This is a genomic window from Nonomuraea sp. NPDC003214 (assembly GCF_053590035.1).
Map to the genome: position 1 here is coordinate 133,121 of NZ_JBSFSX010000001.1, position 23,870 is coordinate 156,990.

At 72.1% G+C, this 23,870-nt stretch carries 20 protein-coding genes; 6 read left to right on the forward strand and 14 right to left on the reverse strand.

Annotated features, from left to right (window positions below; all coding sequences use genetic code 11):
- Nucleotides 1-4 precede the first annotated feature (4 nt).
- Genes ACWDXC_RS00625 through ACWDXC_RS00635 form a run of 3 tightly spaced genes read right to left on the reverse strand, consistent with a single transcriptional unit; the run spans nt 5 to nt 3,885 of the window.
- A complete protein-coding gene (locus ACWDXC_RS00625) occupies nt 5-367 on the reverse strand; it encodes a DUF742 domain-containing protein (protein ID WP_449976548.1) in 363 nt (120 codons plus the stop codon).
- Nucleotides 368-379: 12 nt separating this feature from the next.
- On the reverse strand, nt 380-802 hold the full coding sequence (locus ACWDXC_RS00630) for a roadblock/LC7 domain-containing protein (RefSeq protein WP_219518102.1): 423 nt from the start codon (nt 800-802) through the stop codon (nt 380-382).
- Nucleotides 799-3,885: a nitrate- and nitrite sensing domain-containing protein gene (locus tag ACWDXC_RS00635; RefSeq protein WP_449976551.1), complete on the reverse strand. Its 3,087-nt coding sequence runs from the start codon at nt 3,883-3,885 to the stop codon at nt 799-801. The genes ACWDXC_RS00630 and ACWDXC_RS00635 overlap by 4 nt, the downstream gene beginning before the upstream one ends.
- Before the next feature lie 328 nt (nt 3,886-4,213).
- Between ACWDXC_RS00635 and ACWDXC_RS00640 the strand changes: the two genes are divergently transcribed.
- Genes ACWDXC_RS00640 through ACWDXC_RS00665 form a run of 6 tightly spaced genes read left to right on the forward strand, consistent with a single transcriptional unit; the run spans nt 4,214 to nt 11,510 of the window.
- Complete coding sequence (locus ACWDXC_RS00640; RefSeq protein WP_219518265.1) at nt 4,214-5,275, forward strand: quaternary amine ABC transporter ATP-binding protein; 1,062 nt, start codon at nt 4,214-4,216, stop codon at nt 5,273-5,275.
- Nucleotides 5,272-7,185 carry an ABC transporter permease gene (locus ACWDXC_RS00645; RefSeq protein WP_449976555.1) on the forward strand — a complete coding sequence of 638 codons (1,914 nt, stop codon included), beginning with the start codon at nt 5,272-5,274 and terminating at the stop codon, nt 7,183-7,185. Before ACWDXC_RS00640 ends, ACWDXC_RS00645 begins: the two co-directional genes overlap by 4 nt.
- Complete coding sequence (locus ACWDXC_RS00650; protein WP_449976557.1) at nt 7,182-8,150, forward strand: ABC transporter substrate-binding protein; 969 nt, start codon at nt 7,182-7,184, stop codon at nt 8,148-8,150. Before ACWDXC_RS00645 ends, ACWDXC_RS00650 begins: the two co-directional genes overlap by 4 nt.
- 2 nt (nt 8,151-8,152) lie before the next feature.
- Nucleotides 8,153-9,094, forward strand: coding sequence for an ABC transporter substrate-binding protein (locus tag ACWDXC_RS00655; protein ID WP_449976559.1), 942 nt, complete (start codon nt 8,153-8,155; stop codon nt 9,092-9,094).
- Nucleotides 9,070-10,719 (forward strand): choline dehydrogenase, encoded by a 1,650-nt coding sequence (betA, locus tag ACWDXC_RS00660; RefSeq protein ID WP_449976561.1) that lies wholly within the window; start codon nt 9,070-9,072, stop codon nt 10,717-10,719. Before ACWDXC_RS00655 ends, betA begins: the two co-directional genes overlap by 25 nt.
- A gap of 26 nt (nt 10,720-10,745) precedes the next feature.
- A complete protein-coding gene (locus ACWDXC_RS00665) occupies nt 10,746-11,510 on the forward strand; it encodes a TetR/AcrR family transcriptional regulator (protein WP_357590499.1) in 765 nt (254 codons plus the stop codon).
- 7 nt (nt 11,511-11,517) lie between these two features.
- Here the strand turns inward: ACWDXC_RS00665 and ACWDXC_RS00670 are convergent, their stop codons facing one another.
- The 11 genes from ACWDXC_RS00670 to hutI all read right to left on the reverse strand — a co-directional run bounded on the left by ACWDXC_RS00670 (nt 11,518) and on the right by hutI (nt 23,828).
- Nucleotides 11,518-12,303: a hypothetical protein gene (locus tag ACWDXC_RS00670; protein WP_449976564.1), complete on the reverse strand. Its 786-nt coding sequence runs from the start codon at nt 12,301-12,303 to the stop codon at nt 11,518-11,520.
- 104 nt (nt 12,304-12,407) lie between these two features.
- A complete protein-coding gene (locus ACWDXC_RS00675) occupies nt 12,408-12,959 on the reverse strand; it encodes a GTP-binding protein (RefSeq protein ID WP_219518277.1) in 552 nt (183 codons plus the stop codon).
- 7 nt (nt 12,960-12,966) lie between these two features.
- On the reverse strand, nt 12,967-13,329 hold the full coding sequence (locus tag ACWDXC_RS00680; protein WP_049575903.1) for a DUF742 domain-containing protein: 363 nt from the start codon (nt 13,327-13,329) through the stop codon (nt 12,967-12,969).
- Nucleotides 13,330-13,350: 21 nt separating this feature from the next.
- A complete protein-coding gene (locus ACWDXC_RS00685; protein ID WP_049575902.1) occupies nt 13,351-13,773 on the reverse strand; it encodes a roadblock/LC7 domain-containing protein in 423 nt (140 codons plus the stop codon).
- A gap of 25 nt (nt 13,774-13,798) precedes the next feature.
- Nucleotides 13,799-16,540, reverse strand: a complete 2,742-nt coding sequence (locus ACWDXC_RS00690; RefSeq protein ID WP_449976567.1) for a sensor histidine kinase — start codon at nt 16,538-16,540, stop codon at nt 13,799-13,801.
- 224 nt (nt 16,541-16,764) lie between these two features.
- A complete protein-coding gene (locus ACWDXC_RS00695) occupies nt 16,765-18,993 on the reverse strand; it encodes a [protein-PII] uridylyltransferase (RefSeq protein WP_449976570.1) in 2,229 nt (742 codons plus the stop codon).
- Complete coding sequence (locus ACWDXC_RS00700; protein WP_093259464.1) at nt 18,990-19,328, reverse strand: P-II family nitrogen regulator; 339 nt, start codon at nt 19,326-19,328, stop codon at nt 18,990-18,992. Before ACWDXC_RS00700 ends, ACWDXC_RS00695 begins: the two co-directional genes overlap by 4 nt.
- Nucleotides 19,325-20,659 carry an ammonium transporter gene (locus ACWDXC_RS00705; protein WP_449976573.1) on the reverse strand — a complete coding sequence of 445 codons (1,335 nt, stop codon included), beginning with the start codon at nt 20,657-20,659 and terminating at the stop codon, nt 19,325-19,327. The genes ACWDXC_RS00700 and ACWDXC_RS00705 overlap by 4 nt, the downstream gene beginning before the upstream one ends.
- Before the next feature lie 169 nt (nt 20,660-20,828).
- Nucleotides 20,829-21,602, reverse strand: coding sequence for an MOSC domain-containing protein (locus ACWDXC_RS00710; RefSeq protein ID WP_449976576.1), 774 nt, complete (start codon nt 21,600-21,602; stop codon nt 20,829-20,831).
- Nucleotides 21,603-21,634: 32 nt separating this feature from the next.
- Complete coding sequence (locus ACWDXC_RS00715) at nt 21,635-22,576, reverse strand: sigma-70 family RNA polymerase sigma factor (protein ID WP_449976578.1); 942 nt, start codon at nt 22,574-22,576, stop codon at nt 21,635-21,637.
- Nucleotides 22,577-22,682: 106 nt separating this feature from the next.
- Nucleotides 22,683-23,828, reverse strand: coding sequence for an imidazolonepropionase (gene hutI, locus ACWDXC_RS00720; protein WP_449976581.1), 1,146 nt, complete (start codon nt 23,826-23,828; stop codon nt 22,683-22,685).
- Nucleotides 23,829-23,870 lie beyond the last annotated feature (42 nt).

Here is a 23,870-nt window from a genome sequence, read left to right on the forward strand (position 1 = left end):
GAGGTCACAGCCGGCGGAGCCCGCTCAGCACCCGCTCGAGCAGGCTCCGCTCAGGCAACCCGGCGTCGAGCCGCGGCTGGTAGACCCGTACCAGCCCCTCCGCCTCCATGTCCGCCACCAGCACGCGCGCCACCCCCAGCGGCACCGCCAGCAGCGCCGAGATCTCCGCCACCGAACGCACCTGGCGGCACAGCTCGCTGATCCGCCGGTACTCGCGCGTATAGGCCGGGCCCAGCCGCGCCGACGTCGCCGACGACACCAGCGCCTCCATCGCCAGCCCGCCACGCGGCGCCGTCCGGCCGCCCGTCACCGCGTACATCCGCACCAGCGAACTGCGCTCCGGCTCCCCGCCATGCCACGATGCCAACGTCCACTCCCATCACCAGGGGCGCGCGGCCGACAACTCCGCGCGCACATCAGGCGTCAGCACCTGCCCGGCACGCTCGACCAGGATCGTCATCTGATAGGCCACCAGGCCCATGTCACAGTCCGGCGCCGCCAGCACCGCCAGGCACGAGCCATCGCTGATCGCCATCACCAGCAGCAGGCCGCGATCCATCTCCACCAGGGTCTGGACGACCTCCCCGCCCTCGAACACCCGCGCCGACCCCTGCGTCAGGCTCACCAGCCCCGCCGCGATCGCCGCCAGCTGGTCCGCCCGGTCCTGCGGGAAGCCGCGCGAGAACGCCATCGGCAGGCCGTCCGCCGACACCACCACCGCGTGCGCCACGCCCGGCACCTCGTCGACGAAACCGCTGACCAGCCAGTTCACGTCCCTGGCGCCCTGGCTCAGGTTCCTCATCCGTCCTCCTCAAGCTCGGCCCGGCCCTTGCGGACGCCCTGCTGGTAGCTGGAGAGCCTGGTACGCAACCGGTCCGGCGACACGGGAGGCGCGGGCGGCGGCAACGACGACGGCGGCGCCGACCCCGCCACCAGGTTCGCCCGCGGTGTCCGCCGCGGCAGCCCTGCCCGGGTCACCGCGCCCTCCCCCGCCCCCTGGACGGCCGTATCCCCGCCCGCACCGAACGCCCCCGCAGAGCCGTTGGCACCCCCGCCGCCGGGCACCCGCCGCGGCAACCGTCCGGCACCCCCACCCTCAGCCGCGTCGGAGCCGCCCCCGGGCGCCCGCCGCGGCCCACCGGCCCCTTCCCCCGCCACAGCCGGCGCCCCCACCGCAGACGGCCCACCCTCCCGGGGCGTCCCCACCGAAAACGGCCCACTCTCCCGGGACGGCATCCCAACCGGAGACCCCCCGCCCTCGGAGGACGACCCGCCCTCGGGGGACGTCGCGTCGCCCGGCCCGGTTGCGGCGGGCGCGTCCCCGGCCGGCGCCTCCTCCGCAGCCCGCACGAACAGCCCAGGGGAGCCGACCGCAGGCCCGCCACCCGGCCGCCCCGCCGGTGACCGCTCCGGGAGGCGAGGAGCGCCGGAGGCGCCCCCTCCCTCAACCGCAGCCGGGCCGCCTACGGGGGAGCGTCGCGGCAGCCGTGGCGCAGCGGAGCCCTCCCCCACCAGAGACGCCCCGCCCTCCGCGGATGGCCCGCCCACTGGGGACGACCCGCCCTCGGGGGATGGCGCGCCCTCGGAGGACGGCGCGGCGCCCGGACCGGTGGAGGCGGGGGCGTCGCCGGGCGGCGCCTCCCCAAGGGCCCGCGCGGAGGCGCCGGGGGTGCGGTGGTCGGGGGTGGGGGACGGTTTGGTGAACCAGCTGGACTCGAGCGAGGCGAAGATCGGCAGGAAGTCGCCCTGGCGGGGAGGGGCGGGCGGTTCGGTGGAGGGGGCGTGGTCGGTGGTGAACCAGGAGGAGGGTTCGGGGGTGGCGTCGGACGCTGAGGGGCCGGGGGTCGGCGGGGTGGGGGGCTCGGGGGTGGGGAGCGGGGGGACGGGGGGCGGTGGGGTGGCGTCGAGGGCCGGGGCCGGGGGGTGGGGGATGGGGGTGAGGAGAGCTTCGGGGAGGACGACCATGGCGGTGAGCCCGCCGGTGTCCTGACGGCGGAGCTGGACCTTGATGTTGTGGCGCAGCGCCAGCCGTCCCACGACGAACAGCCCCATGCGGCGCGACACCGACACGTCGACGACCGGCGGGTTGGCCAGGCGCCAGTTGGCCTGGGCGAGTTCGTCGGGGGTCATGGCGATGCCGCTGTCGGAGACGGACACCATGAGGCCGCCGCCGTCGATGCGGTTGCTGGAGATGACGACCTTGGTGTCGCGCGCGGAGAACGACACGGCGTTCTCGATCAGTTCGGCGAGCAGGTGGACGACGTCGTTGACTGCCTGGCCGAGGACGGCGGACTGGGACTGGATCTGGACGCTGACCCGGTCGTAGTTCTCGACCTCGCCGAGTGAGGCGCGGACGATGTCCATGAGCTCGACGGGTTCGCTCCAGCGGCGGGCGGCTTCCTGGCCGGCGAGGACGAGGAGGTTCTCGCTGTTGCGGCGCATGCGGGTGGCGAGGTGGTCGAGTTTGAACAGGTCGCCGAGCCGGGTGTCGTCGCGTTCGCCGCGTTCGAGCCGTTCGATGAGCGTGAGCTGCCGTTCGACGAGGGTCTGGCTGCGGCGGGACAGGTTGACGAACATGGCGTTGACGTTGGCGCGCAGCCGGGCCTCGTCTCCGGCGAGCCGTACGGCCTCGCGGTGAACCTCGTCGAAGGCACGGGCGACCTCGCCGACCTCGTCGCGGGTGAAGACGTGGATGGGCGGCACTTCGGCGTCGATGTCGCCGTCGCGTGATTCGCGCAGGTGCTGGACGAAGTCGGGCAGGCGGCGGCCGGCGATCTCCAGGGCTTCGGAGCGCAGGCGGCGCAGGGGGCGGACGAGGGAGCGGGCGACTCCGGTGGTGATCAACAGGACGGCGAGGAGCAGCGCGATGACGGCTCCGGCGATCACGTACGCGCGCTGCCGCTCGTCGGCGCTGAGCGCGTGGGAGCGGGCCAGGATGCCGCCGGCCTGGCGCTGTTCGACGGTGCGCAGGGAGTCGACGACGGTGGTGGACGCCTTGAACCACAGTCCGGCGTCGTCGGCGGTGTTCTGGTCGAGGCCGCGCAGGGGCTGGCCGGCGGTGGCCCGGATGAGGACGAGTTCGCGCAGGAAGAGCATGGCGTCGGCGCTGCGGCCGTTGACGGTCTCGTCGAAGAAGCGCCGTTCGGCGGCGGCGGCCTCGTCGGCGAAGGCGGCGCGTTCGTTCTCCTCGCGTGACAGCTCGCCGAGCAGTCCTTTGAGCTGTTCCTGGCTGATGGCGCCGTCGGTGAGCGCGATGGTGAGCACGGCCTGCTGGAGGGAGAGGCTCTCCTTGGCTCCGGCGAGGGCGTGCAGCATGCGTGACTGGCGGATGAGCTCGTCGTCCTGGCTGCCCTTGATGAGCTCGTCGTGCACGGACAGCAGGTCGTCGATGACGACGGTGTAGAGGTCGACGGCGGGGGCGGCGAGCAGGTCGCCCTTGAGCGCCTGCTGGCGGAGCGTGAGCAGGTCGTCGAGCCGGTTGAGCATGTTCTCGATCTGGTCGGCGGTGCGGCCGGACACGGCGGGCAGGATGGCGGTGGCGCTGCCGCGTACCCGCTGGATGGCTTCGTCGGCGCGGTCGATCCGCTCGTGGACGTCGGCGAGCCGGGACTGGGGGCGGCCGCGGGCGATGTGCCAGGCCATGCGGGCGCGTTCGGCGGCGACCTCGTGGGTGAGGGCGCCGACCTGTCCGGAGAGCTGGGCGAGGCGGCTGGTGCGTTCGTAGTCGGCGGCGGCTCCGGTGGAGGTGAACACCTGGAAGCCGCCGAGGAGCACGGCGGCGGCGGTGGGCACGAGGATGAGCGCGACGAGGCGGGCGCGGACACGCCAGTTGCGCAGTCGCCAGTTGCCTTCCTCTGGCGGCCGCCGCCCTAACTCTGTACTCACCGAACGCAACCTCTCGCCCGAATCGGCGCTATATGCGACTCGCGGGGAAATCCTGGTAATTGGAACACATGCCGACCAGCTCGGCCAAGAGAACATAACGCGACATAAGTCAACCAGTGTGACTCATGAGCATAGAAGCTGGAGCTCCACATATAGCGCACCTTCAGCGCGAAATACCACTCCAAATCGGCGAATGTCCATTGATGGGCGTTTGTCGCGTTCCACGTTCATAACAGCGCACATCCGTCACCGCCTCCCCCGAGTCACAGCATTGAGATTGTCGTGAATCCCGACATATGTTTGCCCCCTCAAACCGAGGAGGCGAGAGGTGCGGGTTTCTCCCGACAGCGCGGCCATCGGCGTCGAGGGACTGTGGAAGATCTTCGGCCCCAAGGCGGCGAAGGTGCTGGCGTGCGATGACAGGTTTCTGGACCCCGCCGCACTCAGGGAGAAAACCGGCTGCACGGCCGCCGTGCGGGACGTGAGCTTCGACGTACGGCCCGGCGAGGTGTTCGTCGTCATGGGCCTGTCGGGCAGCGGCAAGTCCACACTCGTCCGCTGCCTGACCCGGCTCGTCGAGCCGACCGCGGGCCGGGTCACGATCGGCGGCGAGGACGTGGGCGCGGCCGGCCCGGCCCGGCTGCGCGAGCTGCGCCGCCACCACGTCAGCATGGTCTTCCAGCACTTCGGCCTGCTGCCGCACCGCCGGGTGATCGACAACGTGGCGTACGGGCTGGAGGTCCAGGGCGTGGCCCGGGCCGAGCGGCACGCGCGGGCGGCGGAGATCCTGTCGCTCGTCGGCCTCGACGGGCACGCCGGCGCCTACCCCGACCAGCTCTCCGGCGGCATGCAGCAGCGGGTCGGGCTGGCCAGGGCGCTGGCCGTCGATCCGCAGGTGATGCTGTTCGACGAGCCGTTCAGCGCGCTGGACCCGCTGATCCGCCGCGACATGCAGGCCGAGGTGATGCGCCTGCACCGCGAGGTGGGCAAGACCATGGTGTTCATCACCCACGACCTGGCCGAGGCGCTCAAGCTGGGCGAGCGCATCGCGATCATGCGGGCCGGCTCGATCGTGCAGCTCGGCACGCCGGAGGAGCTGGTGGGCGCGCCCGCCGACGACTACGTGGCCGACTTCGTCAGCGACGTGCCGCGCGGCCACGTCCTGTCGCTGCGCTGGATCGCCCGCCCGCCCGAGCCGGGAGAGCCGCTCGACGGCCCGGCGCTCCCGGCCACCACTGTGATCAAGGACGCCGTCGCCGCCGCCTCGGAGTCCTCCCGCCCGATCCGGGTGGTCGACGGCGACGAGCTGGTCGGCCTGGTGGACCGGGTCGACCTGCTCACCTTCCTGTCCGGTCAGGAGACGGGCGGCGCCGGAGTGACGGCGGCATGAGCAGCACGGCGGTCAGCACGCCCCGGGGCCTGCGGGTGCCCCGATGGGTGGCGCCCGCCGGGATCGCCGCCGGGTTCGCGGCGGCGTACCTGGTCTTCCGCGGCACCGGCACGCTGCCGCACGACAGCGAGGCCCCGCAGTTCGCGGCCGTCACCGAGCTGCGCGAGTGGATCGACGACCACCGCAACGACAACCCGGTGTTCCTGTACTTCCTCAACTACGTCCGGCTGTTCGTGGGCGGGGTCTACGGCGCGTTCCACGCGGCGCTGACCGCGCTGGGCTGGCCGGGGCTGATCGGGGTGACGGGGGCGCTGGCGTGGCTGGCGGGCGGCCGGTGGATCGCGGCAGCGGCGGTGGCGGGGTTCTGCTCGTTCGGCGTGCTGGGGCTGTGGGAGTCGAGCGTCGAGACGCTGGCCCTGGTCGCGGCGGCGGTGCTGCTGTCGCTGGCGATCGGGGTGCCGCTCGGCGTGTGGGCGGGGCTGTCGCGGCGCGTGCACCGGACGGTCACGCCAGTGCTGGACGTCATGCAGATCATGCCCACGTTCGCCTATCTGGCGCCGCTGGCGCTGTTCTTCCACATCGGGGCGCCCGCGGGCACGATCGCGACGATGATCTACGCGATCCCGCCCGCGATCCGCATCACCGCGCTGGCGATCCAGCAGGTCTCCCCCGCGGCGGTGGAGGCGTCGGCCTCCCTCGGCGCGACCCGGGCGCAGACGCTGGTCAAGGTGCACCTGCCGCTGGCCCGCTCGACGATGGCGCTGGCGGTGAACCAGACGATCATGATGGCGCTGTCGATGGTGGTCATCGCCAACCTGATCAACGCGCCGGGCCTGGGCTCGGACATCATCCTCGGGCTGTCGCGCGCCCAGGTCGGCATCATGCTCCCGGCGGGCGTGGCGATCGTGGTCATGGCGATGCTGCTGGACCGGATGACGGTCGCGGTGGCGAGGCGCGGCCCGCACAGCCGGATCGGCCGCGCCCGCCTGGCCGGCGCGGGCGCGCTGGCGGTGGCGGGGGTGGCGCTCGGGTTCGCGCTGCCGCGCGAGTGGCCGCGGGCGCTGACGGTCGACCTGGCCGCCGAGATCAACGACGCCGTCCTGTGGGCCGAGACGAGCTGGTACGGCGTCACCACGTTCGTCAAGGACACCACCTCCTACCTGCTGCTGAACCCGCTGGAGAGCCTGTTCACGTCGGCGCCGTGGTGGCTGGTCGCCGCCGCGGTGCTGCTCGTCGCCTGGCGGGTGAGCGGGGTGCGTCCCGCGCTCACGGCGCTCGGCTGCCTGCTCGCGATCGCGCTGCTGGGCACCTGGGAGCACGCCATGCGGACGATGACCACGGTCGCCGTCGCGGTGAGCGTGACGCTGGTCGTGGGCCTGGCGCTGGGCGTGGCGGCGGCGCGTTCGGCGCGCTGGTCGGCGGTGCAGCGGCCGGTGCTGGACGCGGCCCAGACGATGCCCGCGTTCGTCTACCTGCTGCCCGCGCTCGCGCTGTTCGGCACCACCCGGTTCACCGCGATCTTCGCCTCGATCGTCTACGCCGTCCCGCCGGTCGTCCGGCTGGTCGAGGAGGGCATCAGGAACGTGCCGGGCCCGGTCGTCGAGGCGGCCGTCTCCGCCGGTTCGACGCCCGGCCAGCTCCTGTGGAAGGTCCAGCTCCCGATGGCCAGGCGCGCCATCCTGCTGGCCGCCAACCAGGGCATCGTCATGACCCTGGCCATGGTGGTGGTCGGCGGGCTGGTGGGCGCCGGGGCGCTCGGCTACGACGTGGTGCTGGGCTTCTCCCAGCGCACGGACTTCGGCATGGGATTCATCGCGGGCGTGGCGACCGTGCTGCTCGGCGTCATGCTCGACCGCATCACGCAGGGCGCCGACAGGCGCACCTCCCCCCACCAAAGGACAGTCACATGAGGATTCGCCTGCTCGCAGGCCTGCTAGCGCTGGGGCTCGCCACGGCCTGCGGCGGTGCCACCGTGGAGACCGCGCCCAGTGCGACCGCCGCGGAGGGCTCCGCGAGCGCGCCCGCGCCCGCCGGGACCGTGAAGATCGCGATCAACCCGTGGGTGGGTTACGAGGCCAGCGCCAACGTGGTCGCCTACCTGCTGCGCAACGAGCTCGGCTACACGGTGGAGCTGCCGGAGATCAAGGAGCAGCTCGCCTGGGAGGGCTTCGAGACCGGCGACGTGGACGTCATCATCGAGAACTGGGGCCACCCGGACCTGAAGAAGCAGTTCATCGAGGAGAAGAAGACGGCGGTCGAGGCCGGGTCCACCGGCAACAAGGGCGTCATCGGCTGGTACATCCCCAAGTGGATGGCCGACGAGTATCCGGACATCACCGACTGGCGCAACCTGAACAAGTACGCGGGCCTGTTCAAGACGTCGGAGTCGGGCGGCAAGGGCCAGCTCCTGTTCGGCGACCCGTCGTACGTCTCGAACGAGGCGGCGCTGATCAAGAACCTCAAGCTCGACTTCAAGATCGTCACAGGGGGCAGCGAGGCGGCGCTGATCAAGGGCGCCCAGCAGGCGCAGGCGCAGAAGAAGCCGCTGCTGTTCTACTTCTGGGACCCGCACTGGCTGTTCAGCAAGACGGAGCTGGTCCGGGTCAAGCTGCCGGAGTGGACCGAGGGCTGTGACGCCGACCCGAAGAAGGTGGCCTGCGACTACCCGGAGATGGACCTCGACAAGATCGTGAGCACGAAGTTCGCGCAGACCGGCGGCAAGGCGTACGAGCTGGTCAAGAACTTCAGCTGGACCAACGAGGACCAGAACGCCGTGGCCGACGACATGACGAACGGCGGCATGACCGGCGAGGAGGCCGCCAGGAAGTGGGTGGAGGCCAACCCGGCCAAGTGGCAGGCCTGGATCCCCCGGTAGCCATGCGGACCACGACGATGCTCGCGGGCCCGCTGGCGCTGGTCCTGCTGCTGGCGGCCTGCACCGGCTCCCGGCCCGCCGCCCCCGTCGCCGCCGGGGACCGCACGGTCAGGATCGACGTCCACGCGTGGGCCGGGTACGAGGCCCAGGCCGCCGTGCTGACCTACCTGCTCCAGCACGAGCTGGGCTACCGGGTTGAGCGGCGGCCGATGAAGGAGGAGGACTCCTGGGCGGGGTTCGAGTCCGGCGAGGTCGACGTGATCGTCGAGAACTGGGGTCACAACCAGCTGAAGGAGGAGTACGTCGAGCGCAGGAAGGTGGCGCTCTCCGCCGGTCTCACGGGGAACAAAGGGGTGATCGGCTGGTATGTCCCGGAGTGGATGGTCAGGAAATATCCAGACATCACCGACTGGCGGAACCTGAACAAGTACGCGAATCTCTTCAAAACTTCAAGATCCGGAAATGCCGGGCAAGTCCTGGACGGCGATCCGACGTTCGTCACCCACGACGAGGCGATCGTCAAGAACCTCGACCTGAATTACCGCGTCGTCTACTCCGGCAGCGAAGCCGCGCTCATCAAGGCGGCCCAGGCGGCGACGAAGAATCGGACGCCCCTGCTGATGTATTTCTACGAACCGCAATGGCTCTTCAGCAAGGTGAAACTGGTCAAGGTCAATCTTCCGCCGCACGCCATCGGCTGCGACACCGTGCCGGCCGAGGTCGCCTGCGACTACCCCCCGTACCTGCTCGACAAGATCGTCAGCAAGCGGTTCGCCGAGCGCGGCGGCCGGGCCTACGAGCTGGTGCGCAACTTCACCTGGACCAACGCCGACCAGAACGCCGTGGCCGCCGACATGGTCAACCGGAAGATCACCGCCGACGAGGCCGCCAGGCGGTGGGTCGAGGAGAACGCGATCGTGTGGAAGGACTGGATGCCCCGGTGAGCGCCGGCTACGACTACGTCATCGTCGGCGGCGGGTCGGCGGGCTGCGCGCTGGCCAACCGGCTCAGCGCCGACCCGTCGGCGTCCGTGCTCGTGCTGGAGGCCGGGCGGCCCGACTACCTGTGGGACGTGTTCATCCACATGCCGGCGGCGCTCATGTTCCCCATCGGCAACCGGTTCTACGACTGGCGCTACGAGTCGGAGCCCGAGCCGTTCATGGACGGCCGCCGCGTCTACCACGCCAGGGGCAAGGTGCTGGGCGGCTCCAGCAGCATCAACGGCATGATCTTCCAGCGGGGCAACCCGCTCGACTACGAGCGCTGGGCCGCCGATCCCGGCATGGCGAGCTGGGACTACGCGCACTGCCTGCCGTACTTCAAGCGCATGGAGAACTGCCTGGCCGACCCGCAGTCGCGGTTCCGGGGCGGCGACGGGCCGCTCAAGCTGGAGCGCGGGCCGGCGCGCGGGCCGCTGTTCGAGGCGTTCTTCGAGGCCGTGCAGCAGGCCGGGCACCGGCTCACCGACGACGTGAACGGGTTCCGCCAGGAGGGCTTCGCCGCGTTCGACCGCACCCTGCACCGCGGGCGCAGGCTGAGCGCGGCGCGCGCGTACCTGCATCCGGTGCGGCGGCGGCGCAACCTCACGGTGCGGACGCGCGCGTTCGTCGAGCGGATCACGTTCGACGGCACGCGCGCCACCGGCGTGGTGTGCGACGGGGAGCGCATCGCGGCGGGCGAGGTGATCCTGTGCGGCGGCGCGATCAACACGCCGCAGCTCCTCCAGGTCTCCGGCGTGGGCCCGGCCGCCGTGCTGGCGTCCGCCGGGGTGAAGGTGCTGCACGACCTGCCCGGCGTCGGCGCCAACCTCCAGGACCATCTGGAGGTGTACGTCCAGCACGCCTGCACGCGGCCGGTGTCGCAGCAGCCGTCGCTGTCGCTGTGGCGCAGGCCGCTCATCGGCGCGCAGTGGCTGTTCCTGCGCGGCGGGCCGGGCGCCACCAACCACTTCGAGGCGGGCGGCTTCATCCGCTCCAACGACGACGTGGCGTACCCGAACCTGATGTTCCACTTCCTGCCGATCGCCGTGCGCTACGACGGCTCGGCCCCCGCCGGCGGCCACGGCTACCAGGTGCACATCGGGCCCATGTACTCCGACGCGCGCGGCTCGGTGCGCATCACCTCCGCCGACCCGCGGGTCAAGCCGGCGCTGCGCTTCAACTACCTGTCCACCGAGCAGGACCGGCGCGAGTGGGTGGAGGCCGTCCGGCACGCCCGCGCGATCCTCTCGCAACCCGCCTGGGCCGGGCTCGACGGCGGCGAGCTCAGCCCCGGCCCGTCGGTGCGCACCGACGAGGAGATCCTGGCCTGGGTGGCCAGGGACGGCGAGACGGCGCTGCACCCGTCATGCACCTGCCGCATGGGCGTGGACCCGATGGCGGTCGTCGACCCCGCCACGATGCGCGTGCACGGCCTCGACGGGCTGCGCGTGGTCGACGCCTCGGTCATGCCGTACGTGACCAACGGCAACATCTACGCGCCGGTCATGATGATCGCGGAGAAGGCCGCCGATCTCGTCCTCGGCAACACGCCGCTCCCCCCGGAACCTGTGCCCTTCTACCGCGCATGATTGACCGTACGGTGTACCGTACGAGGGTGACTGTGGAGTACAGCGGCAAGGGCGACCCCGCCCGCAGCCTCGCGCTGCTCTGGCGGACCAGCGAGCGCGTCAGCCGCAAGGGCAAGCCCGACCTGAGCGTCGACCGGATCGCCCGCGCCGCGATCGACGTCGCCGACGCCGAGGGGCTGCAGGCGCTGTCCATGCGCCGGGTGGCCGAGCGGCTGGGCGTGGGCACGATGTCGCTCTACACGTACGTGCCGGGCAAGCCGGAGCTGCTGGACGTCATGCTCGACACCGTCTACGGCGAGGTTCCGCTGGAGGACGCCGAGGGCGGCTGGCGCGACAGGCTGGAGCGCATCGCGCGCGACAACTGGGACCTCTACCTGCGCCACCCGTGGCTGCTCCAGGTGGCGGCGAGCCGCCCGGTGCTGGGCCCCAACGCCACCGCCAAGTACGACCACGAGCTGCGCGCCGTCGACGGCATCGGCCTGACGGACGTGGAGATGGACTCGGTGATCACTCTGGTGTCCGGGTTCGTGCACGGCACGGCGCGGGGCGCGGTGGAGGCGGCGCAGGCCGAGAGCCACACCGGGGTGACCGACGAGCAGTGGTGGGCGGCGCACGCGCCGTTCTTCAACCGGATCGCCGACGCCAGCCGGTTCCCCACGGCCACCCGGGTGGGCCAGGCCGCGGCCGAGGCCATGGGGGCCGCCTACAGCGCCGGGCACGCCTTCGAGTTCGGCCTGCAACGGCTGCTCGACGGGGTGGAGGCGCTGGTCGAGCGGCGTACCCGGGGCTGAGGAGGAGTCAGCTCGCGGTGCGGCGCTCGCCGACGGGCAGCACGGCGGTGCGGTGCCGCTCCGACGGCGGCCTGGTCCAGGTCACGCCGGGCCCGCCCTCGGCGATGAGCCCGAACACCACGTCGCGCAGCACGGCGGCGGCGGGCATCCCGGGCCGTTCCGCGCGCGCCGCGCGATGGCGCTCGCGCAGCCGGCCCAGGTCCAGCAGCAGCGTGGTGGCGTAGTCGCCGGGCACGACGACCTCCAGGCAGCCGCCGGCCTCGTCGAGATACCAGGAGCCGCCGGGCGCGCCGTCCGGCAGGACGAGCTCGCGCACGGCGGCGCCGAACGCCGCCCGGTCCATCCCGCCGGCGTCATCGGAGGCGTCCTCGGATGCGGCGTCGGATGCGGCGTCGGATGCGCTGTCGGATGCGCCGTCGCCCGGCAGGCCCTCGGTCAGGTGGAGCACGCCGGGCTGCTCGGCGGCGGCGCACTTCTCGACCAGCTCGCGCACCACGCCCTCGGGGTCGTGCAGTCCCTCCTGGCCGCGCGCGGCGAAGCGGTCGGCCAGCAGGGACAGCGAGATCGCGCACGGCGGTTCGAAGAGCCGGAGCACGCCGCGCTCCTCGCTCACGGCCGCCTGGTCGTGGCAGGCCCGCAGGCCCTCCATGAACGCCACCCGGGCGTTCTCCTCCAGCCGGGACTCCCACTCCCAGGCCGGGTCCGGCGCCTCGTCAGCGCCGGTGGCCCCGCGCCGGAACGACCAGACGATCACCCCGGCGACGGCCAGGGCCACAACGACCGCGATCCACACGATTCACACTCCTGTGCACGCCTTTTCCGTGCCTCTTTCAGGGATCCGAAGAAGACCTAGCAGCGTAGTGTGATCATGCCCGATAAATCCGACAATTCCAGCCGTCACCGCACGGGGGCGGCCCGCAGCCGCACCACGTGCTCGACCAGCGAGATCAGCGTCGCCTTGACCGACTCCCGGTTGCGCGCGTCCGTGCGCACGATCGGGACGTGCGGCGACAGCGCCAGCGCCTCGCGCACCTCGTCGTCGGTGTGGAGGAACTGCCCGTCCCACCCGTTGATCCCGATGACGAACGGCAGCTTCGCCTCTTCGAAGTAGTCGATGGCCGGGAAGCTGTCGGCCAGCCGTCGCGTGTCGAGCAGCACGACCGCGCCGATCGCGCCCTTCACCAGGTCGTCCCACATGAACCAGAACCGGTGCTGTCCGGGCGTGCCGAACAGGTAGAGGATCAGGTCACGGTCGAGCGAGAGCCGCCCGAAGTCCATGGCGACGGTCGTCGTCCGCTTGGTCGGCGTCAGGCCGAGGTCGTCGATGCCCGCGGACGCGTCCGTCATCACCGCCTCCGTGGTGAGCGGCAGGATCTCGGACACCGCCCCCACGAACGTCGTCTTGCCGACGCCGAACCCGCCCGCGACGACGATTTTCGTCGACGTCAGCCCGGGGCTAGAGCCTGCGAAGTCCACTGAGCACCCTTTCGAGCATATTGAGGTCTGGCTGTCCCTGGCTGAGGCGTGGCGCGTGCAGCCGGACGAGCCCTTCGTCCGACATGTCTGCGACGAGCACGCGAGCCACGCCCAGCGGGACGCGGAGCAGGGCCGAGATCTCTGCGACCGACCGGAACGACCTGCAGAGCTGCATGATCGCCTCCTGCTCCGGGGTGAGCAGGGCCATCTCGTCGTCCGGGATGGACATGGACGAGATCAGCGTCTCCATCGCGAGGTGGTAACGCGGCTCCGAACGGCCGCCGGTCACCGCGTAGGGACGGAACAGGGGCTCGTCGTCCCCTGCGCCGTCACTGCCGTACACGACCCACTCCCGTCATCTGCATCACCGCGTCCTGGCCGCCTGCAGCTCCGCCCGCAGGGCGGGGGTCAGTGCCTGGCCCGCCCGGTCGACGAGCAGCGTCATCTGGTACGCCACCAGCCCCATGTCACAGTCGGGCCCGGCCAGCACGGTCAGCACCGAGCCGTCGCTGATCGCCATGACGATCAGCAGTCCACGCTGCATCTCGACGACGGTCTGCGAGACCGATCCGCCTTCGAACACCCGGGAAGCGCCCACGGTGAGGCTCAGCAGGCCCGCGGAGACCGCGGCCAGCTGGTCGGCCCGGTCCGGAGGAAAGCCCTCCGAGGCGGCCAGGCAGAGCCCGTCCGCCGAGACGACGACCGCGTGCGCGACTCCGGGCGTGTTACGCACGAAGTCGGTGATCAGCCAGTCGAACCGGTGCGCCTCATGGCTGAGGGTCGTCACTCGCCCTCCCTAGCAGGACGCTCACTCACTCTCGTTCCTCCTGTTCACGTACTTCCGCCCGACCCCGGCGCACTCCCTGCTGGTAGCTGGCCATCCTGCTGCGTATCCGGTCCGGTGACAACGGCTGGGCCGGGGCCTGCCGCTGTTGCGGCTGGGCCGCCGATGCGGCGGCCGTGCCCGGGACCAGGTTGGCCTTGGGGGTGCGCTTGGGAAGCCCGGCGGCGGTGGTGCCGCCGAGGCTGGGGTCGCTCGCGGCGGCCGCCGCCTGCCAACCGGCGTCGGCAGCGGTTCGCCACGCTTCCTCCCCAGAGGGTACGGGTTGCGCGGGCGATTGCTCATCCCGGTTCGATTCCGGTGCTGTATCGCCTGTCGGTCTGCGGAACCAGGCGGACTCCACCGAGGCGAAGATCGGCAGGAACTCCTCCTGCCCGGGCTCCATCGGCGAGACGTCCACGGAGGGCGGCGGCTCGGGCCTGCGCACGTCGTTCGTGCTGTAGGCGGGCGCGGACGGGAATCCCCCGTCCGAGCTGGGATACGACGGGAACGTCCCGATCCGCTCGGGGCCGGGCTGCGACGGGTACGACGGGTACGACGGCGGCGCGGGAGCCGCAGGTGGCGGCGTCGGCGCCGGGCTCGGGTAGGACGGGAACGCCCCGGAGTCGAACGGCCGCTGCCCGAAGGCGCCGCCGTCGGTGTCGGCGGTGAAGGGCCCGACAGGCTGGCCGCCCCGGCCCGCGGCGGTGTCGAAGGAGTCGAAGCTGGCGAACGAGCCGTGGCCGTTGCGCGCGGGCGGCACCGGCCGCTGCTGGAGCGGCGGCTGCGCGGGAGCGCCCTGGTTGTAGGCCGAGCGCTGCGGCAGCGGCGGCTGGCCGCCGTCCTGCACCAGCGCGGGCGGCAGCAGCACCATGGCGATGAGTCCCTCGCCCTCGCCCTTGCGGAGCTGGACCCGGATGCCGTGGCGCAGGGCCAGCCGGCCGACCACGAACAGGCCCATCCGGCGCGACACCGACACGTCCACGACGGGCGGCTCGGCCAGCCTGCGGTTGGCCTCGGCCAGCTCCTCGTCGGTCATGCTGATGCCGGTGTCGCTCACCGACAGCAGCGCGCCGCCGCCCTCGATGAGGCTGCTGGAGACGATGACCTGGGAGTTGCTGGGCGAGAACTGGATGGCGTTCTCGACCAGCTCGGCCACCAGGTGGACGAGGTCGTTGGCGGCGCTGCCGAGCACCGAGGTGGCCCGGTGCACCTTGACCTGGACGCGCTCGTACCCCTCGACCTCCGACAGCGCGGCGCGGACCACGTCGACGAGCTTGGCGGGCTGGCTGCGGCGGCGGGTGGGCTCGTGCCCGGCCAGGACCAGCAGGTTCTCGGAGTTGCGGCGCATGCGGGTGGCCAGGTGGTCCAGCTTGAACAGGTCCGCCAGCCGGCCGCCGTCCTGCTCGCCCTTCTCCAGGCCGTCGATGAGCGAGATCTGCCGCTCGACCAGCGTCTGGGTGCGGCGGGAGAGGTTGACGAACATGGCGCTGATGTTGCCGCGCAGCTCGGCCTCCTCGCCGGCGAGGCGGACGGCCTGGCGGTGGACCTGGTCGAAGGCCTTGGCGACCTCGCCGATCTCGTCGTCGCCCTCGACCTCGATCGGGCGCACGTCGGGCGGCGCGCTGTCGCCGGACACGCGCAGCGCGCGCACCACGTCCGGCAGCCGGAAGCCGGCGATCTCCAGGGCCTCGGTGCGCAGGCGGCGCAGCGGCGAGACCATCGAGCGGGCGATGGCGACGGTCAGCAGCAGCACGAGCAGCAGCAGGCCGAGGATGAGCGCGCCGGCGATGATCGCGTTGCGGATCTCCGCGTCACGCAGCTCCTGGCCGCGCAGCGCGACGCGCTCGCTGAGCTTGTCCTCGATGGACGACAGCGCGTTGATGATCGTGGTGTTGTCGTCGAACCACTGGTCGGGCGCGGACTTGTCCGGCACGGTGGCGGCGAGCAGGTTCTGGCGCAGCCGGACGCCGGGCTGCTTGCCGCTGGCCAGCGTGATCGCCCGCGACTTGGTCAGCTCGGTGTTGACGTACTCGGGGATGGTCAGCGCCTTCTGCAGCTCCATGCCGATGGAGGCGCCGGCCTCCTGGGTGACGTTGTCGATCTCGCTGTGCTGGACGGAGTTGGAGGCGATGAACCGCTCCACCTCCTGGGCGTCGACGCTGGCGGAGTTGTAGTAGCCGCGCAGGAGCTGGTCGCGCTGGCGGGAGACCTGCTCCTTGGCCCGGGTCAGCGCGCTCAGCGCGCGGAAGTGGCCGATGATCTGCGGGTCCTCGCTCAGCAGGCTCAGCTCGTCGTGCAGCCGCAGCAGCGTGTCGAGCATCGTGTCGTAGCGGGTGGTGTCGCGCTGGGCTTCTTCCCTGATGCGCGGCAGCGCGTTGAGGTCGATGTGGGCCCGCTTGACGACGGCCATGACGCGGTCGCCGTAGGACTCGTCCATCGCGCCGAGGTCGGCCCGCACGGCCTTGACCAGCCTGTCGACGTCGGCCTTGCGGTCGCTGTAGGGCTTGCTCAGCTTCTTGCGCAGGCTCCTGGCGGCGTTGCTCCAGCCGCCGGTGTCACGCTCCAGCCCGACGGCCTCGACGAGGTCGCGGATGCGGGATGCCTGCTCCGCCGCGACAGTTGTGCGATCATAGTCACCGATGCTCTGAACCGAGCCCACCACGCGCGCTCCCCCGAGCACGACGCCTGCGATGGTGGGGACCAGGACGAGTGCGGTGAGCCGCCACCTCACGCGCCAATTGCGCAGCCCCAGCCGGGGCATCGGCCGCTTCAGGCGACCCTTCCCGGCGGCGGCGCCGCTGTCTGCACTCCCCGTTGTCACTGCTCCCGCTACCCCTCAATCATCCCGTTCCCGGCACGGGCCGTAGGCCGTCCACAAGGTATCCGCAGCATCTGACGTATCAGGCAAAACGGACACAATCGTTACAAATGTGACCGCGTGTCGTGTGCTGTTGGTTACCGCAGTGCCGCAAGCACCGCGTCGCGGACCTGGTTGCGCTGCGCCTCGTCGCTGAGGGGGCGTCCGGCGCGGTCAACCACGTAGAAGACGTCCACCGCCTCCGCGCCGAGAGTCTCTACGCGAGCGGCCCTTACGTCAAGACCGCAGGCCCCGAATGCCCGTCCGATGCGCCACAGGAGTCCTGGCTTGTCATGGGCCCTGACTTCCACCACGGTGGCCGTCGCGGAGGCGTCGTCCACCAACGTCACACGGGGTGGAGCGACCGGCACCCGGGCGGGCCGCATCGACCTGGTCCGGCGGGCCAGCCGCTGCTCGATGTCAAGGCGTCCAGCAAGGACCAGACGCAGATCCGCCTCCAGCGTGGCGGGGTCGGGCGGGGTGCCATACTCGGGGATGACGGAGAACTCGATCACGGCCGTGGAACCCGCCGACGCGGCCGAGGCCGACCGCACGACGAGGCGGTGCGCGGCGAGCACCCCGGCGGCGCTCCACAGCAGCCCGGCCCGGTCGGGCGCGACCACCGTGACCGCCCCGCCGCTGACGCGCACCGCGCCGCCGCCGTGCCGGGCCAGCGCGGCCTGCTCGGGCGAGAGCGTGGGCGGCTGCGGCGGCGGCGAGCCCGCCAGCACCGAGCGCACCCGGCGCACGAGGTCGGCGACGAGCCCGGCCTTCCAGGCGTTCCAGGCGGCGGGGCCGGTCGCGGCGCCGTCGGCGACGGCCAGCGCGGCCAGCAGGTCCAGCACGTCGCGCGAGCCCACGGTGGCGGCGACCTTCTCGATCGTGACCGGGTCGTCCAGGTCGCGGCGGGTGGCCGTCTCGGGCAGCAGCAGGTGGTGGCGCACCACGGTGGCCAGCACGTCCACGTCGGCCGGGGACAGGCCGATGCGCGCGCCGAGGTCGCGCACCACGACCTCGCCCGTGACCGAGTGGTCGCCCGGCCACCCCTTGCCGATGTCGTGGAAGAGCGCGGAGATCAGCAACAGGTCGGGCCGCGAGACCTCGCGGGTGTGGCCGGCCGCGTTCGCGGCGGCCTCGATCAGGTGCCGGTCGACGGTGAAACGGTGGATCGGATGGCGCTGCGGCCGGTGCCGTACGCGCTCCCAGTCAGGAAGCAGTCTGACAAGGACGCCCGCCTGGTCGAGCTCCTCCCACACGGGCACGGCGGCGCGCCCGGCGCCGAGGATCGACACCAGCGCGTCACGCGCCTCCTCCGGCCACGGCACCGGCATCGGAGGCGACTGAGCTGCGAGAACGGACACCGTGGCCGGCGCCAGCGGCAGCCCCGCCCCGGCCGCCGCGGCGGCGGCCCGCAGCACCAGCACCGGGTCCTTGCGCGGCGACACCCCCCGGGCGAGCACCACCTCCCCGCCGTGCTCCACCACCCCGTCGGCCAGCGGACGCCGCCCGCGCGGCACCGGGCCTGACAGCAGCCTGTCAACGGAACGCCAGGTGCCGTCGAAGGCGTGCGAGATCGTCCGGCCCGCCTCCGCGAGCCTGCGCATGAGCGCCTCCGCGTCGAGCAGGCCCAGCAGCCCCGCCACCGCGTCCTGCTCCTGCAACACCAGCCGGTCCGTGCCGCGCGCGGTGACCACGTGCAGCGCGTGCCTGACGTCCAGGATGAACTCGTACGCCTCCCGCGCCCGCGGGCCGGGGGCCGAGGCCACCCACGCCGCCGCCACCGCCTGCATCGCCTGCACGTCGCGCAGCCCGCCCCGGCCGTCCTTGAGATCGGGTTCGAGGAGGAAGGCCAGCTCGCCGCTGACCTTGGCCCGCTGGTCGGCCGACTCGCGCAGCTCGGCGAGCCGCCGCCGCGAGTCGGCCCGCCACTCGGCCAGCACGCCCTCCCTGGCCCGGCGCGTCAGCTCCGGGTCGCCGGCCACGTGCCGGGCCTGGATGAGGCCCAGCACGGCCTTGAGGTCCTGCCGGGCCACCGAGACGGCCTCGTCCACCGTGCGCACCGAGTGGTCGAGCCCGGCGGCCGAGTCCCAGATCGGATACCAGATCCGGTCGGCGATCCTGGCCACGTCCGGCCGGCCGTCGTGCAGCAGGACCAGGTCGAGGTCGCTGCCCGGGGCCAGCTCGCCGCGGCCCAGACTGCCGACGGCGACGAGGGAGACGCGCTCCCCGTCGCTCGCCGTGCGGAAGAGATCCCTGAGCCAGCGGTCGGTGTCCGCGGCCCGCTCCTTGCGGGCCGCGGCGTAGGACCGCGCCTCTCCCCTCGTCACAGGGCTTCCGGCCCCCGCTCCCCGGTGCGCACCCGGACCACCGTGTCCACCGGGACGGACCAGACCTTGCCGTCGCCGATCTTGCCGGTCTGGGCCGCCTTGACGATGACGTCGATGACGTCCTCGGCGTCGTCCTCCTCGGCCAGCACCTCCAGCCGGACCTTGGGCACCAGGTCGACCTGGTACTCGGCGCCCCGGTAGACCTCGGTGTGGCCGCGCTGGCGGCCGTAGCCGCTCGCCTCGCTGACCGTCATGCCCTTGATGCCGAACTGCTCCAGGGCCGCTTTCACGTCATCGAGCTTGAAGGGCTTGATGACGGCTGTGATGAGCCTCATGCTTCCACCTTCTTGGGGGCCGGCTTCTTGGGGGCCGGGGTGACGGTGACGGGGCCGTTGGGGGAGGTCACGCCCGAGGCGTAGACGGTGCCGAGGTCGTAGCCGGTCTCGGCGTGGCTGGTGACGTCGATGCCGGTCACCTCGTCCTCGGGCTTGACGCGGAAGCCCATCGTCTTGTCGATGACCTTGGCGATGACCCAGGTGACGGCGAACGAGTAGGCGCCGACCACGACCGGGCCGAGCACCTGCAGCCCGAGCTGGCCGAGGCCGCCGCCGTAGAACAGGCCCTTGCTCTGCTGCTGCAGGAACGGGTAGGCGGCCACGAAGCCGAGCGCCACCGCGCCCACGACGCCGCCCACGAGGTGCACGCCGACCACGTCGAGCGAGTCGTCGAAGCCGAGCCGGTACTTCAGGCCGACCGCGTAGGCGCAGGCCGCGCCGGCGAGCAGGCCGATGAGCATGGCCGCCCACGGGTCGACGAAGCCGCACGCCGGGGTGATGGCGACGAGCCCGGCGACCGCGCCGGAGGCGACGCCCAGGCTGGTGGCGTGGCCGTCGCGCAGCTTCTCCACCACGAGCCAGGCGCCCGCCGCGACGGCGGTGGCGATCTGCGTGTTCATGAACGCCAGCGCGGCCGTGCCGTCGACCGCCAGCTCCGAGCCCGCGTTGAAGCCGAACCAGCCGAACCACAGCAGGCCCGCGCCGAGCAGCACCAGCGTCAGGTTGTGCGGCCGCATCGGCTCCTTGCGCCAGCCCTGCCGCTTGCCGATGACCAGGGCGAGCGCGAGCGCGGCGGCTCCGGCGTTGATGTGGACGACGGTGCCGCCCGCGAAGTCCTCGATGCCCATCGCGTTGAGCCAGCCGCCGGTGCCCCACACCCAGTGCGCGACCGGGACGTACACGATCGTCGCCCACACCACGGTGAACAGCACCCAGGCGCCGAACTTGGCCCGGTCCGCGATCGCGCCGCTGATCAGGGCGACCGTGATGATGGCGAACGTCAGCTGGAAGGCCGCGAACAGCAGGCTCGGCATGCCCGTGCCGTCGTCCTTGGTCGCGGTGTCGACCAGGCTCTGCAGGCCGAGCGCGTCGAACCCGCCGACGAGGTTGTTGAGCGCGGGGCTCGGGTTCTCGGTGAAGGCCAGCGAGTAGCCGAACAGCACCCAGATGACGGTGACGGTGATGATCGCGGCGAACGACATCATCATCATGTTCAGGACGCTCTTGGCCCTGGTCATACCACCGTAGAAGAACGCGAGGCCGGGAGTCATCAACAGCACCAGCGCGGTGGCCGCGAGCATCCAGGCCGTGGTGCCGGTATCGATCTGCACGGCGACCCTCCTTAAATGTGACGTGTCGCCACAGCGTGTTCGCCGCCGGTTTCGGCCCTCCACCTGGTGTGTTTCGCATGGGTGAATCTCGCCGCGCCGGTGTTTCACCCGCGTTTCGGACAGTTCACGCGGCCCGTTGCGGTCCTATGAGCCCCGCCCGCAAGGGGCTTCAGCGGGCCAGGCGCACCGGATCGCCCTGCGCGATCGTGCCGGGACGCAGCACGCGCGCGTACACGCCCGCGCACGGCTGGGGGCCGGTGCCGAGCACGTCCACCCGGTTGTGCCGGGCCGGGGTGCGCAGCGCGTCGGTGTCGCGCCCCAGCTCGCCGTGGGCCAGCGTCGGCACCGCGCAGCGCGGCGTCGGCGCGATGACGCCGAGCACCAGCTCGTCGCCCACCGCCAGCTCCGCGCCCACCCAGGCGTTCTCCGGGAACCCGGGCTCGGGCGTCGTGATCACCAGGTTCGGCCGGTAGCGGGCCGCCTCGACCACCCCGCGCGGCCCCAGCTCGCCGATCCTGGCCAGCGCCGACGTGGTGATCAGATGGACGGGCGCGAAGTCGAAGAACGTGCCCTCGGGCGCCGCACCGCCCAGCCCGCCGACCGTGAACGGCACCTCCGCGTCGACGCCCCGGTCCAGCACCTCGTCCGGCACCGACCGCTCCAGCTCGGCGCCCTCGGGCGGCGTGTCCACCAGCCGGACCTCGCGGCCCAGCAGCTCCGACAGCTCCGCGTCCCCGGGCGCCGCGCCGCCGCGCAGCGTCAGCAGCCCGCGCCACAGCCTCGGGTTCTTGGCACTGGCGATCTTCCCGGTCGCCACGTCGAGCACGGCCTTCACCCGGTCACCGGCCAGCCCGCGCTCGCTCACGCTGCTGGCCGCGACCTCCTCGCCCAGCATCGACTTGACCGGGTAACGGAACAGGGACGCGATCTCACCTATCTGCATGCCCGGAATCCTAGGCACCCGGTGCGGTGAGCTCAGGCGGCGGCGTCGGCCATCCGCCGCAGCCGCGCCAGCGCGTCACGCTCGATGCGCCGCGCCCGGTCACGGCCGATGCCGTAGCGCTCCCCCACCTCGGTCAGCGTGTGCTCGCGCCCGTCGACCAGCCCGTAACGCCACCGCAGCATCTCGCTCGCGTCACCCTCCAGCCCGGTCAGCCACTGGTCCAGCCGCTCGCGCTCCAGGATGTCGATCGCCTGCTGCTCCGGATCCGCCCACGTCTCGTCGGCGATCATGTCGCCCAGCTCGGTCTCGTCCTCGTCACCCACCCCGAGCTGCAACGACACCGGGTCGGACGCCCAGCGGCGCAGCTCGCGCACCCGCTCGATGGGCAGCTCCAGCACTGCCGCGAGATCCTCGTCGGTCGGCTCCACGTCGAACTCGGCCAGCATGTCGCGCCGCACCCGCATCAGCCGCGTCATCTGCTCACCGGCGTGCGTCGGCAGCCGCACCGGCCGCGCCTGCTCGTGGATCGCCCGGCCCACCGACTGCCGGATCCACCACGTGGCATAGGTGGAGAACTTGTAACCCCGCTTGTAGTCGAACTTCTCCACCGCCCTGACCAGCCCGAGGTTGCCCTCCTGGACCAGGTCGATGAGCGGCATCCCGCGCCCCGAATACTTGCGGGCCACCGCCACCACCAGGCGCAGGTTCGCCTGGATGAACTCGTCCTTCGCCCGCTGGCCGGAGACGGCCAGCCGCTCCAGCTCCTCGTCCGCCGCATCCCCGATCCGCGGCTCCGCGCCCCCGCTGTCGAGCAGCACCTCGGCGAAGAGGCCCGCCTCGATCCGCTTGGCGAGCTCCACCTCTTCCTCCGCCGTGAGCAGCGGGACCCTGCCGATCTCCGCCAGGTAGGTCCCCAGCAGATCGCGGTCGGCGACCGCCTGCTCCTGCGCGCGACTCCCCGTAGGCCTTGCCATCCCCAGGCACCTCGTTCCGCAGCTGCGTTCTATATCCGGCCAACGTCCGGCCAGGGGCAAAGATTCCCTAAAGGACTACGACCAGCGGACGGTTCTGGATGTCCTCCTAAAGGAGGAGGCCGTCCTGGAACACCTGGTGAACAAGGGGAACGCCGGGCCGGTAAGCCAGATGAACGTAGGAGGGCGCGTCGAGGATGACGAGGTCGGCACGCGCGCCGGGACCCAGCCAGCCTACGTCCGTCCGCCGCAGCGCGCGCGCCCCGCCCACCGTCGCGGCCCGCACCGCCTCCAGCGGCGTCATCCCCATCTCCCGCACCGCCAGCGCCACGCAGAACGGCATCGACGAGGTGAACGACGAGCCCGGGTTGCAGTCGGTCGCCAGCGCCACCGTCACCCCCGCGTCGATCAGCCGCCTGGCGTCCGGGTACGGCGAGCGCGTGGAGAACTCCGCCCCCGGCAGCAGCGTCGCCACCGTCTCCGAGGCGGCGAGCGCGTCGACGTCGGCGGCGCTCAGGTGCGTGCAGTGGTCGGCCGAGGCCGCGCCCAGCTCGCACGCCAGCCGCACCCCCGGCCCCTCGCCGAGCTGGTTGGCGTGCACCCTGGCCTGCAGCCCGGCCTTCAGTCCGGCCTTGAGGATCTCCGCCGACTGCTCGCCGTCGAAGGCGCCGCGCTCGCAGAAGACGTCCACCCACTTCGCGTACGGGGCGCAGGCCGCCAGCATGTCACCCGTGACCAGCCGGACGTAGTCGTCGGCGTCCACGCCCGCCGGCACCACGTGCGCGCCGAGGAACGTGGTCTCGTCCGTCAGCGACGTGGCGATCTCCAGCGAGCGCCGCTCGTCCTCCACGGACAGGCCGTAACCGCTCTTGATCTCCACGGTCGTGGTGCCCTGCGCCCGCATCTCGGCGACCAGCGCGGCGGCCCGCGTGGCCAGCTCCGCGTCGCCCGCCGCCCGGGTGGCCTCGACCGTCGTCCTGATGCCGCCGCCCGTGTAGCGCTCCCCCGACATGCGGGCCCGGAACTCGGCGGTGCGGTCGCCCGCGAACACCAGATGCGCGTGACTGTCCACGAACCCCGGGATCACCGCCCTGCCCCCGGCGTCCACCCGCCGGTCCGCCGCCGGAGCCCGCCCCGCCGGGCCCGCCCAGGCGACCAGGCCGTCCTCCAGCACGAGCGCCGCCCCGGCGACCTCCTCCCGCTCCGGATCCCCCGTGTAGAGCAACCCGATCCCGTCGATCACCGTCGTCGTCATCGCACCCGTCCCACCCTCGTCGCCGTCACCGTCATGCTGTTA